Below are 17543 nucleotides of genomic sequence, written 5' to 3' on the forward strand. Positions count from 1 at the left end.
ACGGAATCGTCGACCGCGTCGACGGCCTTCAGCGGCGTCTCCTCGATCGGCGCCACATAGCGCTCCTGACCGGGCAGCGGATCCATGAAGAATTCCTCTTCCTGTGAGGTTTCTGAAGTTGCAGCCATGATTATTGGTTCACCTCGTTCGTCACTCGTAGCGAATACGCGGGTCAAGGACGGCGTAGAGCATGTCGACGATCAGGTTGCACACCACGAAGATGAACACCATGATGGTCACGATCGACACCACCAGCGTGCCTTCGCCTCGAAGAATGGCCTGGTAGAGCGTATTGCCGACGCCCTGGATGTTGAAGATTCGCTCCGAGATCATGGCGCCGCCCATAAGCGCGCCGAGATCGGCGCCGAGGTATGTGACGACGGGGATCAGGGAGTTGCGCAGCACATGGCGCAGAATCACCATCTTGTTGCTCATGCCCTTGGCGCGTGCGGTGCGCACGAAGTCCTCGGCGATGTTCGATGTGATTTCGGAACGCGTCAGTCGAATGATCGACGCCATCGACACCGATCCGAGCACCATGGCGGGCATCAGCAAATCGACGAATCCGGGGTTGGCGCCGGCGGTTACCGGCAGCAGATGCCATTTTACGCCAAGGAAGTACTGCATGACGAAGCCGGTGACGAAGGTGGGCACGGAAATCAGCAGCAGCGAGAACACCAGAATGACGGAGTCGTACCACTTGCCCTTCTTCAGACCGGAGATGATGCCGAAGACCACGCCGAAAATGGCTTCGAAGCAGAATGCCATGATGGCGAGTTTGATGGTGACCGGGAACGCGCGCCCGATCACATCGATCACCTGCTGACCGGCAAAGGTCTTGCCGAAGTCCAGAGTGAGGGCGTTCTTGAGAAAGATGAGATATTGGACAATGAACGGTTTGTCCAGATTGTATTCAGCACGGATCTGCGCGGCCACGGCCTGATTGACTGGCTTGTCGCCGAACATGGCGGCCACGGGGTCACCAGGCATCGCGAAGACCAGTGCGTAAATCAGCAGGGTCGTGCCGAGGATTACAGGGATCATCTGCAGAATACGACGCAGAAGATATCGTCCCATCGGCTTGCTCCTTTAGTAAACGGTAAGGCTGCTGCTGCCACCATATCCTCAATGCATGCGGTGCAGCTGGCCCCAAACTGTTGATAGTGTACCAGTGTTTTCGACAAGGCAATGTAACAGAACCGACAATTGCATACCAAAAGTGGAAATTTCCGCCATGGTTTGGCGGCGCCACGAATGCGAAAAGGGCGAGGCAGAACACCTCGCCCTTTCCTGCGCAATGACATTACATTGCGATTGCCGTCAATTCATCCGACGTTTCGGCCGGATGAGACTCACTTGGCCAGATCCTGGTAAACAGGCAGGTTCTTCCAGTTGGTCGCCAGGTTCTTGATGTTCTTGGCGGCCACGGCCTTCGCCGAGGTGTACCACAGCGGGATGGCGGGCAGATCCTGCAGCAGGAGCTCCTCGCCCTGCTGGTACAGCTTGTTGGCGTCATCCTCGTCCTTGGCCTGGGCGGCCTTGGTCATGAGCTCATCGAAGGCGGGATTCTTGTAGTCGCCATCGTTGGAGCCGTTGCCGTCGGCGGCGGAGGAGGAATACAGGGAGACCAGATAGGACTCCGGGGACGGGTAGTCGGGCTGCCAGCCGGTACGGAAGGCGGTGGTGATCTGACGGGCGTTCACGGCCTTGCGCATCTCGGAGAAGGTCGGGTACGGAGCGCCTTCGGCGGTGATGCCGAGGGTGTCGGCGATCTGGTTGCAGATGGCGTCCCACTGGTCCTTGGAACCGTTATCGGAGTTGTAGGCGATCTGGAACTTGTCGGAGTCGGTCCACGGGGAGATGGCGTTGGCCTGCGCCCACAGTTCCTTGGCCTTGTCCGGGTTGTACTTGAGGACGTCGGAGCCCTGCAGGGAGTCGGAGTAGCCGGGGGTCACCGGGGAGGTGAAGTCGGTGGCCGGGGTGGCCAGGCCGCCGTTGATCTTCTCGTTGATCTGCTGACGGTCGAAGGCCATGGAGATGGCCTGGCGACGCAGCTTGCCCTCTTCGTTGTTCTGGAAATGCTTCATGGTGGTGGACGGGAAGGTGAAGGACTGGAACACGGAGCCCTTGTTGTTCACGGCCTGGACGTTCTCATCGGTCAGGAAGGTCTTGACTGCGGAGTTCGGCACGGTGTCCATCACGTCGAGGTTGCCGGCGGAGATGTCGGCGTAGGCGGCTTCAGGATCGGTGTAGACCTTGAAGTTCAGGCCACCGTTCTTGGCCGGGAAGTTGCCCTTGTAGTCGTCGTTGCGGGTCATCTCGATGTCCTGGTTATGGTTCCAGGCCTTGAAGGTGTACTGGCCGTTGCCCACGGGGTTCTCGCCGAAGGCGGCGGGATCCTGGAAGAAGGATTCCGGCAGCGGCGCGAAGGCGGTGTAGCCGAGCTGCATCAGGAAGGTGGAGGACGGGGACTTGAGGTCCACGGTGAAGGTCTTGTCGTCAACGACCTTGAGGCCGGAGAGCTGTTCGTTGCCGGTCAGCTTGTTCAGGGCGTCGGTGTCGGTCGGGTTGAGCTCGTCATAGCCCTTGATGTTGGCGAAGAAGGAGGAGGCGAGCTGGGCGTTCTTGGCGTTCGCGCCGTAGCTCCAGGCCTTGGTGAAGGACTCGGCGGTCACAGGAGTGCCATCGGTGAACTTCCAGTCCTTGATCTTAATGGTGTACTGGGTGTTGTCGTCGTTCGGGGTGATGGAGTCGGCGACTTCGAGCTTGGAGTTGCCGTCCGCGTCATAGGCGACGAGCTTGGCGAACATCATGTCGATCGGGTTGCCACCGCAGGTCTCGTTAGTGTTGGTCGGGATCAGCGGGTGCTCCGGCTCGCAGCCGTAAACGTTGATGATGGCATTCGGATCGGTGGCAGCGGAGCTGGAGTTGCTATCGCTGTTGGTGCTGCCGCAGCCGGAAAGCAGCATGGTGACTGCGCAAGCGGAGGCAGCAAAGAGTTTGACACTCTTCTTCATAAAGGTTCTCCTATTTCTTATTGCCGTGGAAGCTCACGCCCCCACGCTTACGCACAGAGGATATGCAAGGCATCCCCCTGTGCCGGTGCCTCTATTGTTCAACGCGAATGTAAATCGCACAATTTACATTCCATGATGCGCGATCGGCGTCTTCCCGGACATCTCACCCCAAAAAGTCGTTGGTTGTTCAGGCTCCATTCACCTTGGAATCATTGAGAACCATCGCACGGCCCGGCAACGCGCCGGCGTGTTCACAGCCTGTTCCCAGCGCGATATGCAACCGACTCGATTTGTTACGAACATGTTAATTCTGCGCCCGATCCGCATGATAGACATCGATCCTGCGGCGAATGAACGACCGCGCCGAGCCGTTCAGGCCCTGGGGAACGCCCGGCCGTAGCACCGTTTGAGCTGCTCGATGGACACATGGGTGTAGCGCTGCGTGGTCGCCAGCGAGGAATGGCCGAGCATCTCCTGAACCTCACGCAGATCCGCGCCGCCGTTGAGCATATGGGTCGCCGCCGAATGACGGAGCGCATGGGGGGCGATGTCGGGAACCCCCGCCTGCCGCGCCTCGGCATGGACCACCTGACGGGCCACGCGCTGGTTGAGCCTGCCGCCGCGAACCCCCACGAACAAGGCAGCTTCGGATTCCACGGAGGACTCCCCCGTCCGTCGCCGCGCCGCATCCAACAGCACCATCCTGCCCCGATCCAGCCACGCCCCGACGGCCTTGGCAGCCGGCACCCCGAAGGGCACCACCCGCTGCTTGCTGCCCTTGCCGGTGACCTTGGCGACCCGTCGCCCCAAATCGACATCGGTCACATCCATGCCCACCAGCTCGGCGACACGCATACCGGTGGCGTACAGCAGCTCCACGATCGCCGCATCACGCAGACGGACGGCCTCGGCGCAGTCCCCACGCGCCAGCCCGGCGCGACGATCGTCGGCATCCGCCCCAGCCCTGGGCGCATCATCCTCGGCGGAATCCATCAGCCGTTCAGCCTGCGACTCCGTCAGCACCACCGGCAGGGTATCCGGGATCTTCGGCGTCATGAGCCCGGCCGCGGGATTTGCGGGAACGAATCCCCTCTCACAGCAGAATTGGAAGAATTCCCGGACGGCCACCGTCTTGCGGGCCATGCTGCTTCTGGCATGGCGGCGCGTCTCCGAAGCCAGCCACAACCGCAAATCATCGATGCCCACCTCGCCAAGATTCTCGACGCCGCGCAGCGCAAGCACATGCAGGCACTCATTCACATCGCCGCCGTACGCCCTCAGCGTATTCGCGCTCAACCCCCGATTGGCGGACAAAAAGCGCATAAAGGCGCGCACCTGTTCGTCATACCACATATGGCCGCCTCCCGTGCCGACATCCACCGATCCATGACGCAGAGCTATCATTGGTGCGCCCAGCATACCGCGCACGGCAGGCTCCATCGGCCTGTCCGGCCGTCGGGTATGGCCACCCATCCGACAATCGCCACCGCGAATCCATAGAAAAGAGTAAGCATGCTTGAGATACAGGCCATCAGCAAGCGGTACCGGACCGGAGATTTCGTCCAGCAGGCCCTCAACGCCGTGAGCCTGAACCTCCGCGACAACGAATTCGTCGCGATCCTCGGCCCCTCGGGCTCCGGCAAAACCACGCTGCTCAACATCATCGGCGGTCTTGACCGCTACGACGACGGCGATCTGATCATCAACGGCATCTCCACCAAGCGATACAGGGACCGGGATTGGGACGCCTACCGCAACCATACGATCGGCTTCGTGTTCCAAAGCTACAACCTCATCCCGCACCAGACGATCCTGAGCAACGTGGAACTCGCACTGACCATCGGCGGCATCCCGAAATCCCAGCGCCGCGAACGGGCGCGCAAGGCGCTGGAGGACGTCGGGCTGGGCGACCACATCAACAAAAAGCCCAACCAGCTGTCCGGCGGACAGATGCAGCGCGTGGCCATCGCCCGCGCACTGGTCAACAACCCGGGCATCGTACTGGCCGACGAACCCACCGGCGCCCTCGACTCCGACACTTCCGTGCAGATCATGGAACTGCTCAAGAAAGTGGCCGCAACCCGCCTCGTGGTCATGGTGACGCACAATCCGGAGCTGGCGCATGAATACGCCACGCGCATCGTGGAACTCAAAGACGGCACGATCCGCTCCGACTCGGCGCCATTCAACCCGGCCGAAGAAGCCCCGTCGAAGGATGAGGCGCCGTCGTCCGCACGCTCACACCATCGATCGATGGGCCGCGCATCGATGTCGCTGCTCACCTCGCTGTCGCTCAGCTTCAACAATCTCGCCACCAAAAAGGCGCGCACGTTCCTGACGTCCTTCGCCGGGTCAATCGGCATCATCGGCATCGCGCTCATCATGTCCGTCTCAGCCGGCGTGAACACCTATATCACGTCGATTCAGCGCGACACCATGACGGCCTATCCGATCACCATCGACGCCAAGACCTTCGATCTGACCAGCCTGATGACCGACGCGCAGAACAACGCCGACAAGCACGGGGAGTCGCATGACGCCGCGGCCATCTACGCCGACGACACCGCGATCAAAGACGCCTCCACGATGACCGGTTCCATCACCGAGAACAACCTGTCCGCATTCAAGCAATATCTGGACGACCCCAACAGCCCCATCCGCCACTACGTCGGTTCGGCCGGCATCCAGTACACCTACGACACCAAATTTTCCGTTTTCACGCACGACCCCAACGGCACGCTGGTCAACGCGGACGGCGTCACGATCGACAACGGCGCTTCAAGCCAGTCCATGGCCTCGCAGATGGCCAGCGGATCGCTGCAATCCAGCGACGCATCCACCTTCACCTCCACGCGCATGTCGATGCTGACCGGCAAAACCGACGAGAACGCCGCGCCCGACTCCTTCCACGAGATCATGCCGGACGCCGACGGCAACACCATCGGCAGCGTCATCAAGAACAACTACCAAGTCGTCAACGGCACCTGGCCGACAGCCGACAACGAAGTGGTACTGGTGCTCAACGCCAACAACACCCTGCCACTGACCACCATGTACGAGCTTGGGCTCAAACCCGCCGACGAATACCGCGACATGATGAACAGGCTCAATGCCGGAGAGGACATCAACACCAACACCGACCCAATCGACTATACCAAGGCGATCAATCAGGAACTCACCCTCATTCCGGCAGCCAGCCAATACGTCAGGAACACCGACGGCACCTGGAGCTTCGTCGGCGACGACACCGACGAGATCTCCAAGCTCATGGATTCAGACAACGCCGTGAAACTGAAAATCGTGGGCGTGGTCAAACCCATCCAAAACGCCGAGGCAACGCCATTGGCCAGCGGCATCGGATACACACGGCAACTGACCAATCGGCTGATCGACAGCACCGACGCAAGCCAGATCGTAATCGACCAGAAGGCGGACCAGAATCATAACGTGCTCAACGGCATGACCTTCTCCCCCTCCGACGACGCCGCCAAAGCCGAAGACGCCAAACGCTACGTGGCCTCACTGGGCGTAAGCCAAAAAGCTCAAATGGCCCAGGACCTGATGCAGTCGACGCAGGCGGGCGACACGGCTCGCCAGCAGCAGGCGCAGACCCGGGGCTCGGCGGCCATGACCGAGCAGCGGCTCGCCAGTGCTTTCGACGCCAGCATCGCCAACGCCGATCAGGCCACGCTGGTCAAAATCTATGACCAATACGTCTCCACCGGCACCTATGCCGACAATCTCTCGGCATTCGGCGTGGTCAGCCGAGACGCACCGAGTTCCATCAACATTTACGTGGACAGCTTCGAGAACAAGGATCGCATCGCCGACGCCATCGCAGCATACAACAACACCGCCTCGGACAAGGACAAAATCACCTACACCGACTACGTGGGGCTCATGATGAGCTCGGTGACCACCATCATCAACGTGATCACCTATGTGCTCATCGCGTTTGTGGCGGTGTCGCTGATCGTCTCGTCCATCATGATCGGCATCATCACCTATATCTCGGTGCTGGAGCGGACCAAGGAGATCGGCATTCTGCGCGCCATGGGCGCATCCAAGCGCAATGTGTCGAATGTATTCAACGCCGAAACCGGCATTATCGGCCTGATGTCCGGCATCATGGGCGTTGCGGTGAGCGTGCTGCTGAACATTCCGATCAACGCCGTGCTACATCATTTCATGGGCACCGACGAGGTCAATGCGGCGCTGCCCTGGCCCAACGCCATCATCCTGGTGCTGCTGAGCGTGATCCTCACGCTGATCGGCGGGCTCATACCCTCGCGCGGAGCCGCCAAACAGGATCCCGCCATCGCATTGAGAACGGAGTAGCGCACATGGGGAACACACCGATGGGAAACACGTTGCGCAATGGGCTGTCGCAGGTTTCGATCCCCACGGGGGCGCGTGTGGTGGTACGCACCTCGCTGGGGATCGACCCCATCGACGGCCGGGAAAAATACCGCGACTTCGTGGGTCATGTCCGCAACTGGAACGGCACGACCCTTGAACTGACGCGCGACGCGGCGGCCAATGGGTCGAGGCCGGCCGAGGACGTGTCGATTCGGGCCGCGGACATCGTGCGGCTCAAGCCGGTTCCCGAGCGCCCGGTTCGATTACGGCCCGCTACAGCGCGGAACGCGTAATCACCGAGAAGGTCCGAGGTCCGACGACCCGGATGATGTGCTCGCCCCTGCGGGCGGATTCGAGCAGGTCGCGCCGCCAGGACCGCGGATGCACGGTGATGTCGGACACCGGATACCGGGCCGCGTCGACGCCGTCGAGCGCCTTGTACGCGCGGAATGGATCGGCGGCGGAGAAAAAGTCCAGCAAAGCCCGACGCCCCGCCGAGGCGGCCTCCGATTGCGCATCCGGCAGCCGTCCGTCGCGCAGATGATCCGCCACGGTCGTCAGTCGACGGGCCATGGAACGCAGCAGGGCTTCGACATTCTCCGCATCCTCCTCGACCATGGCCCGGGTGCGGTCGGGATCGGTGAGCGCCACGCGCGTCATATCGCGCCATGATCCGGCGGCAAGCGCCACCGCGATGTTGCGGTCGGGCGACTCGGTGAGCTCATTGGCCAACGCGGTCGCCACCACATGCGGCATATGCGAGATCAGGGCCGCCGCCTTATCGTGAACGGTGTCGTCCAGCACAATGGCACGGTTGCCGACGGCGTCGGTAACCAAGGACGCGACGGTGAGGAACCGCCGATAATCGGTATCGGCGTCTACGGTCAGCGCCCACAGCGCATCATCGAACAGCCGCGGATCGGCGGCGTCCCAGCCGGACTTCTCATTGCCGGCCATAGGATGGGCTCCCACATATTGAGCTCCCAACCCCGCGGCGACAACCTGTTCGCGGACCATGCCCTTCACACTGCCCACGTCGGTCAGCGTGGTCTGAGCGGTCAGCGCCCCCGAATCGGCGAGTTGGGAGAGCACCGACGGCATGGCCTTCAACGGGTTGCACAGCACGATCACATCAGGATGCCGTGCGGCGAGATCCACCAGCGAGTCCACGCATGTCACCCCGGCGGCAGCGGCCGAAGCGTAGTGATGCGGCGTGTGGTTCCATGCCAGCACGGTATGTCCGCGTTCAAGCAGCCGCAGCGCCAAGGATCCGCCGATCAGCCCGAGCCCCACCACGCCGACAGTCATCGGATGAGGACGCACCGTCCCAATATTCGTCGTCTTACGATCTACCACAGCAATTCCCTTCGTACCGCGTCATCATGCCGCCAATCCCCGGACAGGGCGTCGCCGTCCAGATGCACACCGCCATCCGGCAGCATCCAGGTGGCAACCGGCGGATTCGACCGCTCTCGCCTCGGATATACGGCCAGGATTTTCACCCAGTCGCCATGCTCGGCCAGTTCAGCGAGCACGGTGCGAAGCTGCCGTTGCCAGGGCGCCGCGTCAACGGTGGCAATGAAGCTGTAGGTTCCGGCATGACCTTTGATCGGACGGGAGATGAAGCTGGTCATGTTCAGCCCGGCGTCACGCATGACGTCCAGCACGTTGGCGAGCACGCCGGGACCCGTGATCAGCGGGATGAACGCGAGAATCGATTCGAACTCCCCCATGCCGCCCGCGCGTGAGGCGGCCAGCAAATCGGCGACGTCGCGTCGTCGGCCCAATACCAGGAATTCGGTGCGTGCGCCGGCGAAATCCTGCACGCCGGACGCCACGGCGTCAAGCGCATAGAGATCGCCGCAGATGGCGGGGCCGAAGGCCATCTCGCCTGCGGCGAGATCGCGACAGGCGGCGGCATTCGACGCGGCGGGCACCGCGGTGAGCCCATGCTCGGCGATGAATCGCCTGCACTGCGCCAGACCATGCGGATGCGCGCTCACCACAGACACCTCGTTCATGTCGGTGCCCGGCCTGACAAACGCGTCAAACGCCACATCCACGCCGACGCGAACGAACCCCGCCACATCCTCGGCGTCTATCATTGCGTCGAGATTCGGCACCACATATCCTTCGACATTGTTCTCCCACGCGATCACGCCGTATCCGGCACCCGAACGGGTTGCATCGACAATGGCGGATACGTCGGGCTGGGGTACCAGCGAACATTCGATGCCGCCGGGCATCAGACGGTCCAGCGCCTCGGAGGCGGCAATGGCGGCCTGATGGGTGAACGTGCCCTCCGGCCCGAGATAATGCAGGATAACCGTACTCACCTACGCCTCCCGTCGCGACGCGTCGGAACGGTCGGCCTGACGACTGACTGCGGATCCCGGCCGGAAACGATCGAATACCGTGGACGGCAGCACCAGAACAACGACCTGTACCAGCAGCATGCCGTAGAACCATATCATCGCGGCCCTCAGGGAGAAGAAGGTGGTGAGCGCCGATCCCCCCGTGGGCATCATGATGTCGCCGCCCGGGCCATAGCCGGTCATCTGCCACACGGTGATCGAGGCGACAATAAGATGCACGCCCAATCCCACGGAACCGGCCAGCGCCCGGGCCATCACCGAAGAGCACGCCATGAGGGCGAGCCCAAGCGCCAGCCCGTAGGGAATATTGACGGATGCCCCCATACGATGCGCGCCGGTACCCACCATCGCGGCGAGCACGCCGCATACGGCACACAGCAGCAGCCGCGCAATAAACGGAATCGGATCGCGTCGAGACTGCGAACCCGACGATGGCGACGGAGGCAACCGCCGCGACGGTTTGAAGGCACTCATAGCCCTCCAGTGTAAAACAAGGGCTCCCTGCCACGAGGGAGCCCTGCATATATATGACCATCTACGCCACGACGGCACGCCGCACGGCGCTATTGCGCGGCATCACTTTGCGGCGTTGTTCTGCCTGCGCTGCTTGGCGCGCCACTTGTACCAGTCTTCGCGACCGAGGATGATCTTGCGCACGCGGATGGATTCCGGCGTGACTTCGACGCACTCGTCCTCATTGGCGAAGTCCAGCGACTCCTCAAGGCTCATCTTGATCGGCGGGGTGAGGGTTTCGAGCACGTCGGCGGTGGACGAGCGCATGTTGGTCATGTGCTTGGCCAGCGTGATGTTCACGTCCAGCTCGTCGGGCTTGTTGTTCACGCCCACGACCTGACCCTCATACACCGGGGACTGCGGTTCCACGAAGAAGTTGCCGCGGGCCTGCAGACGCTGCATGGCGTACGGGGTGGCGACACCCTGACGATCGGAGACCATGGAGCCGTTCTGGCGAGTGACGATCTGACCGGCCCACGGGGCATAGCCGGCGGAGATGGAACTGGAGATGCCCGTGCCGCGGGTGGCGGACAGCAGCGCGGTACGGAAACCGATCAGGCCGCGGCTCGGCACGGTGAACTGCAGACGGACCCAACCGGAACCGTGGTTGGACATGCTGTCCATGCGGCCCTTGCGATCGGCCATCAGCTGGGTGACGGTGCCCATGTACTCCTCCGGCACGTCGATGGTGGTGTTCTCCATCGGCTCGTTCACCACGCCGTCGATCTTCTTCGTCACCACCTGCGGGCGGCCGACGGTAAGTTCGTAGCCCTCGCGGCGCATCTGCTCGGCCAGCACAGCCAGCGCGAGCTCGCCACGGCCCTGGACCTCCCAGGCATCCGGTCGGTCGGTGGGCAGCACCTTGATGGACACGTTGCCGATGAGCTCGCGATCCAGACGATCCTTGATCATGCGCGCGGTGAGCTTGTGGTCCTTGCCCTCGGTGCCGGCCAGCGGCGAATCGTTCACGCCGAAGGTCATGGAGATGGCCGGGTCGTCCACATGAATCAGCGGCAGGGGGCGGGGATCGTTGGGATCGACGATAGTTTCGCCGATCATGATGTCGCTCACGCCGGCGACGGCCACAATGTCGCCGGGGCCCGCGGACTCGACCGGAATGCGGTCCAGACCCTGGGTGCGCAGCAGCTCGGAGACGCGGAAGTTCTCGAGGGATCCGTCCACACGGCTCAGCCCGTAGGTCTTGCCCTTCTCCAACGTGCCGTTGTAGATGCGGACCAGGCCCAGACGGCCCAGGAAGTCGGAGGAGTCGATGTTGGCCACATGAGCCTGCAGCGGGGCGCCCTCCTCGTATTCCGGAGCGGGGATGTTCGAGATGATCGCCTCGAACAGCGGCTCCAGATTGTCGTTGTCGGGCAGCTGGCCGTTGGCGGGCTGGTTGACGGAGGCATAGCCGACCTTGGCGGCGCAGTAAATCACCGGCAGGTCGAGCAGCTGGTCGAGATCGAGGTCAATGCCCTCCTCGACCACGTCCTGAGCCAGGCCCAGCAGCAGATCGGTGGCTTCGGAAACCACTTCATCGATACGGGCATCGGGACGGTCGACCTTGTTCACGCACAGGATCACCGGCAGCTTGGCCTCAAGGGCCTTGCGCAGCACGAATCGGGTCTGCGGCAGCGGTCCTTCGGAGGCGTCCACCAGCAGAACCACGCCATCGACCATGGAGATGCCGCGCTCCACCTCGCCGCCGAAGTCGGCGTGGCCGGGGGTGTCGATGATGTTGAGGGTGATGCCCTCCGGATGACCGTACTTGGCCGCCAGCGGACCGGTATACTCCACCGCGGTGTTCTTGGCGAGAATGGTGATTCCCTTCTCACGCTCCAGATCGTTGGAATCCATCACACGATCCGGCACTTCCTCGCGCTCGGAAAATACATGGGACTGTTGAAGCATGGCATTGACCAAGGTGGTCTTGCCGTGGTCGACGTGAGCCACAATCGCCACATTACGGATATCACCGCGTACCGCCATTGAAACCTCTCTTAGCATTGGGAACGTTCTGTGCTTTGTTATTCGGTATTCCTACTGATGTACCTGGATCCACACACAAACCGAGCCAAGTGTAGCGGGTCGCGAAGACAGCATGATACGGCAAGTCCCGCGGCCGCCGGCACGCCGATGGGGACGCGGCATGACGCTGGCTGCGGGACTTGGGGATCGAAGCGGACCGCCAACGGATCAGTCTTCGAGCTCCTTGCCCGTGCGCTCAGGCAGGCACAGCGCCGCGACGCAGGCCACGATGAACGCAACCGCAAACACCACGAATGCGATCGACTTGTCGCCGCCGGACAGCCCCAGGAACCACGGCATCAGCAGCGGGGCGATAATCGCGGCCACTCGGCCGCATGCGGCCGCAGCGCCGGAAGCGGCCGCGCGCAGACGCGTCGGATAGATCTCCGGGGTGACGGCATACAGCACGCCCCACGCGCCCAGATTGGAGGCGGACAGCAGCATGCCGATGCAAAGCACCGCCGCGACGGAACCAGCCTGCGAAAACGCGAAGGCGGCCACCGCCGAAACGGCGAGGAACACCGACAGGGTGACGCGACGGCCCCAGATCTCCACCAGCCAGGCGGCGAGGAAGTATCCGGGCAGCTGGGCCAGCGAGATGATCAGCGTGTAACCGAAGGACTTGGTCAGCGAGCCGAACTGATCGGCCAGCAGCGACGGCATCCAGGTGAAAGCCCCGTAGTACGAGAAGTTCACGAAGAACCACGTCGCCCAAATGGCGGCGGTGCGGGCGATGTACTTGCCGCCGAACAGCTCACGGGTTTTGATCTTCGGCAGCGGCCGGCCCTTGGGGCTGGCGACCGGGGCGACGCCGCCGGCGGCCTCGAAGTAGCGCACGGCGGCTTCGGCTTCATCCTCACGTCCCTTGGCTTCGAGGAATCGCACGGACTCCGGGATGTGAAGTCGCGCGACGATCGCGTAGAGCAGCGGCAGGGCGCCGATCAGCAGCGACCAGCGCCATCCCCAATCGCCGGTGTTGGGGATCACGAAGGTTCCGATGCATGCGGCGATGATCCAGCCGACGGCCCAGAACGATTCCAGCAGCACCGTCATACGGCCGCGCTGTCTGGTCGGCGAGAATTCGCTGACCAGCGTGGAGGCGACCGGCAGTTCGGCGCCAAGGCCAAGACCGATGACGAACCGAGCCACCAGCAGGGCCACCAGCGACCAGGCAAGCGCCATGCCGCCATTGGCCAGGCCGAAGATGATCAGCGTGGCGGTGAACACGGTTTTGCGCCCGACATGGTCGGCCACATAACCGCCCAACGCGGCGCCAATGGCCATGCCGATAAAGCCGATGGACAGCACCCAGCTTTTCTCGGTGGCCGTGAGGTTGAAATGCGGGTCGGCCGCAATGGCCGCCACCACAAACGACACCAGGCCGACGTCCATGGCGTCGAAGGCCCATCCAATGCCCGAGGCGACCAGCAATTTGCGGTGCGCCCTGTTGAACGGCAGTCTGTCAAGACGCTCGTTACGAGTCAGCGTGCCGGCGTCGTTCCCGCCGGTAGCGGATGTGGATGACGTGCCCATATGTTCCTTCTTCTCCTTGTTCTGTTGTTCTTTCGCACGTTGGCGGCGCAAACTCAGTCTGTGGTGGTCAGCGAGGACATCGCGTCAAAGGACGACCGACCGTCGCGGGCGTTCAGCCTCACCCGGGCGTCAAGCCTGGCGAGCTGCCGACCGCTGAGGGCGTAGGCGTCGTGATTGCCGGCATCGGGAACGTACCGGTACAGCATGGCCGGGCGCTGCCGCCCCTCCCGCCTTTTGTCGCCCGTTGGCTCGATTTCGCCCGAAGCGAGCATTTTGCGGCGGAAATTCGGCAGATCCAGCACGGAGCCGGTCACCGCCTCGTATACGCTGTGCAATTGCCGCAGCGTAAAGGTTTCGCCGATAAGATGACTGGCGATATCCGGATATTCGATGCGCGTGCGCAGACGTTCCAGGGCATAGGCGATGATCTGCCGATGGTCGAAGGCCAGGTCGAGGCCTCCCAGATCCCCCTCCGGGAACCAGCGCACATTATCAGCCTCGATGAAGTCCTTGGCCTGCGCGCTGTCGACCATCGCCCAGTACACCACGGAAATCATCGGGAGTCCGCCGTGGGACCGTCCGGGGTCGCCGAAGGTGTGCAGCTGCTCCAAATAGCTCGGGTGGAGGTCCGTTGTGGATTCAAGGGCCTCATAGGCGCTTTGCGCCAACGACGTATCGGCGCGGATCGCCCCGCCCGGCAGCGCCCAGCCTCCCAGAAACGGCTGTCGGATACGCCGCACCAACGGCATCCACAGACGCCCGTGCTCGGCATCGGGATCAAGAGCCAGCACCACAATGGAAACGCCGACTTGCGGCGGCTGCATACGCCGCTCGCTCACATTGCCGATTCCCATTGGCGCCACACTTCCCATATCCGTTTGCCGCGCACCCGATGTCATGGCCGGCTACACCACCGCAGCCAATGGTCGTTTTGACCACTGGTTGCGACCGGATCTGAGATTAGCACTTATAGTCGCTATGACTAATAGTCATTCCCCTCTTCGACACGCGGGGCAAGACGCGCACACTCGCACGAAAGAACGCGGATTAATAGTCATCGGAGGACACGGCGGCCGCCGAATCCGGCAAAAATGGGGCCAACGACGGCAGCTGGTCCAACGAATCCAACCCCATCTTCTCCAGAAACAGTCCCGACGTGACCAACAGCGCGGCGCGCGAATCAGGGTCCACGCCATCTTCGCGAATCAGGCCGCGCACGGCAAGCGAACGAATCACGCCATCGGAGTTCACGCCGCGGATAGCCGCCACCTGGGCACGCGTCACCGGCTGCTTATAGGCGATAATCGCCAGTGCCTCAAGCGCGGCCTGACTCAACCGGGCGGTCTGGCCATCGGTGACGAAAGCGGAAACCACCGGCTCGAATACCGCACGATTGGCGAACTGCCATCCACGCGCGGTGTGCCGCAGCTCAAAACCCCGACGCTCATCCTCGTATCGGCGGCGCAACGACTCAAGCGCATCGGCCACCACGGGCTCGTCAAGCGCCAGCACGCGCGCCAGGTCCCCGGCCTGCTGCGGCTGATCGGCCACCATGAGCACCGCCTCAAGACAGGCCCTCAGGCCGCCCGGAAAATCATCGACGGAAAAATCAACGTATTCGGGACGGGTGTCCGGAACGGCCTCGTCATGCGGTTCGGCCGCGTTCCGCGACGCGACGCCGTTCGAATCATTCACCGCATTCATCCTATGCAAAATCCCTCTCGCTTATCGCCTCAACCGCATCGGGCCGCCCCTCCGGAGCCACCCACCGCACATACAACGGCTCAAATGGGCCGCTCTGCCTGAACTGCACCGCACCCTGCCTGAAAAACACCAGCAGTGCCATGAACCGTCCGACCACCTCGAGACGCGTCGAAGCGTCGGCCACCACCTCGGCGAAGGTCATGGCGCCGCCATGCCGCGCCTTCAGTTTGTCCCGCACCAGCGCCGCCTGCAATGTCACATCGACCAGCGGCACATGGAGCTGATGGACGCTCACTTCGGTGGCCGGGGCGTTGGCAATGACCCGGGCGGCGATGCGCGCCAGTTCCCGAGGCCCCAACGTCCATGCCAATTCAGGCAGCATCGTCGCGATCGACGAATCCACATACCCGGGATGGGCGAACCGACCGGCATTGGCGGCAAGCCTGGCCTTGAAATCCGCGCCGGCCTGCTTGAACGCCTTGTACTGCAGCAGCCTGGCGAACAACAGATCCCGTTCTCGCAGAGCCTCCATACTCCGTTCGTCCCGCGCACCCTCCTCGTCCCCAGGCAACAGCACGGCGCTTTTCGCCTCCACCAGAATCGAGGCGACGTCGAGGAAGGCGCTCACCTCGCCCATGCTGTGGGCGAAATCCAGCGTTTTGACGTACTGCAGGAACTCCTCGGTGATTGACGACAGCGAAACCTCCGTCAGTTCGACCCTGCGATTGGCCAGCATGCCGAGCAATGCGTCGAACGGTCCGGAATAGACGTCAAGATTCACCGAAAAGCCGGAACCAACAGCCTCGGACGACTGCTCGTCGCCGTTCACGCGACGATGCCGCGCGCTATGAGCTCACGGACCACTTCACGATATTCCTTGGCGGTCTTATGCTCGGGCGCATACATGGTGATGGGCGCCGCGGCCACCGTGGCGTCCGGCAGTTTGATCGAACGCGCGATGACGCTGTGGAACACCTTGCCCTTGAACGCCTCATAGATGCGCTGCAGAACCTCTTCCGAATGCAGGGTGCGCGTATACATGGTCACCAGCACGCCATACACCTCCAGCCCGGGGTTGATGCGCGACTGCACCTTGTCGATGGACTGCATCAGCAACGCCACGCCGCGAAGCGCGAAGAACTCGGCGGCCACGGGAATCACCACGCCGTCCGCGGCCGTCAGGGCGTTCACGGTGAGCAGTCCCAGCGATGGCTGACAGTCGATGATGATGACATCGTATTCGTCCTTCAGCGGACGCAGGGTCCCCGCCAGCACCTGCTCGCGGCCGACCTCGGTAACCAGCTGGATCTCGGCCGCGGACAAATCGATGTTCGCGGGAATGATGTCCAATCCCGGAAATCGCGTATGTTGCACCACATCGTGAACATCCATCCGCGGGTTGAACAACGCCGTGTAGATCGTATTCTCCACATTGTTGGCGTTGATGCCCAAACCTACGGTGGCGGCACCCTGCGGATCGAAATCCACAATCAGCACGCGACGTCCGTAGCCGCTCAGCGCGCCGGCGATGTTGATCGAGCTGGTGGTTTTGCCCACGCCGCCCTTCTGGTTACACATGGCGATCACACGGGCGGGGCCATGCTGCTGCAGCGGCTCCGGTGCGGGAAAAGTCTCATAATCGCGTCCAAGCAAATCCGTAGGCATACCGCCAACCTTACCAACATCCCTGTTCCGCGCCGGGGCGCAACGCGCATATACCCGTACGGACATCCCCGGGAGGCGTCGCGGGCGGACGCCGCGGCACAACGACTCCAGACCCCAACTATCTGGCCCGGGGATGGCTGGTGAGATACGCCTCGATGAGGCTTTCCGGGCTGACATGCGTGTAGATCTGCGTCGTGGTGACCGAAGCGTGGCCAAGCAGCTCCTGGACGGTACGCACGTCGGCGCCGCCCTGAATGAGATGCGTCGCAAAGGAATGCCGCAGCGTATGCGGATGCAGGGGCCTGTCGATACGCGCCCGACGGCCGGCGAGCCGGATGATCTCCCACAC

The 17543-nt window shown here is 62.6% G+C and carries 15 protein-coding genes and 1 pseudogene; 2 read left to right on the forward strand and 14 right to left on the reverse strand.

The window, feature by feature from the left end:
* The 4 genes and pseudogenes from B2994_RS07385 to B2994_RS07400 form a co-directional block, all read right to left on the reverse strand.
* Nucleotides 1–128 (reverse strand): annotated as a pseudogene (locus B2994_RS07385) (ABC transporter permease); the annotation flags it as partial.
* Nucleotides 129–150: 22 nt separating this feature from the next.
* Entirely contained in the window at nt 151–1077 is a 927-nt protein-coding gene (locus tag B2994_RS07390; protein WP_291527719.1) for an ABC transporter permease, read from the reverse strand.
* Between the two features lie 275 nt (nt 1078–1352).
* Nucleotides 1353–3017, reverse strand: a complete 1665-nt coding sequence (locus B2994_RS07395) for a peptide ABC transporter substrate-binding protein (protein ID WP_291527720.1) — start codon at nt 3015–3017, stop codon at nt 1353–1355.
* 372 nt (nt 3018–3389) lie between these two features.
* Nucleotides 3390–4370, reverse strand: a complete 981-nt coding sequence (locus B2994_RS07400) for a tyrosine recombinase XerC (protein ID WP_291527743.1) — start codon at nt 4368–4370, stop codon at nt 3390–3392.
* A gap of 159 nt (nt 4371–4529) precedes the next feature.
* On the opposite strand from B2994_RS07400, the gene B2994_RS07405 reads away from it, so the two are divergent.
* Together B2994_RS07405 and B2994_RS07410 are read left to right on the forward strand one after the other, a co-directional pair.
* Nucleotides 4530–7355 carry an ABC transporter ATP-binding protein/permease gene (locus tag B2994_RS07405; protein ID WP_291527721.1) on the forward strand — a complete coding sequence of 942 codons (2826 nt, stop codon included), beginning with the start codon at nt 4530–4532 and terminating at the stop codon, nt 7353–7355.
* Nucleotides 7356–7375: 20 nt separating this feature from the next.
* Nucleotides 7376–7669: a DUF6725 family protein gene (locus tag B2994_RS07410; protein WP_291527722.1), complete on the forward strand. Its 294-nt coding sequence runs from the start codon at nt 7376–7378 to the stop codon at nt 7667–7669.
* On the opposite strand, the gene B2994_RS07415 is transcribed toward B2994_RS07410, so the two are convergent.
* From B2994_RS07415 to B2994_RS07460, 10 genes are all read right to left on the reverse strand, one after another.
* The gene (locus B2994_RS07415; protein ID WP_291527744.1) at nt 7650–8684 is read right to left on the reverse strand and encodes a prephenate dehydrogenase; all 1035 of its coding nucleotides are present in this window, start codon (nt 8682–8684) and stop codon (nt 7650–7652) included. The two genes, B2994_RS07410 and B2994_RS07415, sit on opposite strands and share 20 nt — an antisense overlap.
* Before the next feature lie 41 nt (nt 8685–8725).
* A complete protein-coding gene (locus B2994_RS07420; RefSeq protein WP_291527723.1) occupies nt 8726–9712 on the reverse strand; it encodes a prephenate dehydratase in 987 nt (328 codons plus the stop codon).
* The gene (locus B2994_RS07425; RefSeq protein ID WP_291527724.1) at nt 9713–10225 is read right to left on the reverse strand and encodes an alcohol dehydrogenase; all 513 of its coding nucleotides are present in this window, start codon (nt 10223–10225) and stop codon (nt 9713–9715) included.
* 102 nt (nt 10226–10327) lie between these two features.
* A complete protein-coding gene (gene typA / locus B2994_RS07430; protein WP_291527725.1) occupies nt 10328–12253 on the reverse strand; it encodes a translational GTPase TypA in 1926 nt (641 codons plus the stop codon).
* 207 nt (nt 12254–12460) lie between these two features.
* Complete coding sequence (locus B2994_RS07435; RefSeq protein WP_291527726.1) at nt 12461–13825, reverse strand: MFS transporter; 1365 nt, start codon at nt 13823–13825, stop codon at nt 12461–12463.
* A gap of 53 nt (nt 13826–13878) precedes the next feature.
* Entirely contained in the window at nt 13879–14679 is an 801-nt protein-coding gene (locus B2994_RS07440) for an NUDIX hydrolase (RefSeq protein ID WP_291527727.1), read from the reverse strand.
* 193 nt (nt 14680–14872) lie between these two features.
* Nucleotides 14873–15406: an SMC-Scp complex subunit ScpB gene (gene scpB, locus B2994_RS07445; protein ID WP_291527745.1), complete on the reverse strand. Its 534-nt coding sequence runs from the start codon at nt 15404–15406 to the stop codon at nt 14873–14875.
* Nucleotides 15407–15530: 124 nt separating this feature from the next.
* On the reverse strand, nt 15531–16358 hold the full coding sequence (locus B2994_RS07450) for a segregation and condensation protein A (protein WP_291527728.1): 828 nt from the start codon (nt 16356–16358) through the stop codon (nt 15531–15533).
* Complete coding sequence (locus B2994_RS07455) at nt 16355–17194, reverse strand: ParA family protein (protein ID WP_291527729.1); 840 nt, start codon at nt 17192–17194, stop codon at nt 16355–16357. Before B2994_RS07455 ends, B2994_RS07450 begins: the two co-directional genes overlap by 4 nt.
* Before the next feature lie 118 nt (nt 17195–17312).
* The coding region (locus B2994_RS07460; protein WP_291527730.1) for a tyrosine-type recombinase/integrase at nt 17313–17543 on the reverse strand (231 nt) is incomplete at its 5' end.

The sequence above is a fragment of the Bifidobacterium sp. UBA744 genome (assembly GCA_002298605.1).
In the GTDB taxonomy this organism is placed as follows: Bacteria; Actinomycetota; Actinomycetes; order Actinomycetales; family Bifidobacteriaceae; genus Bifidobacterium.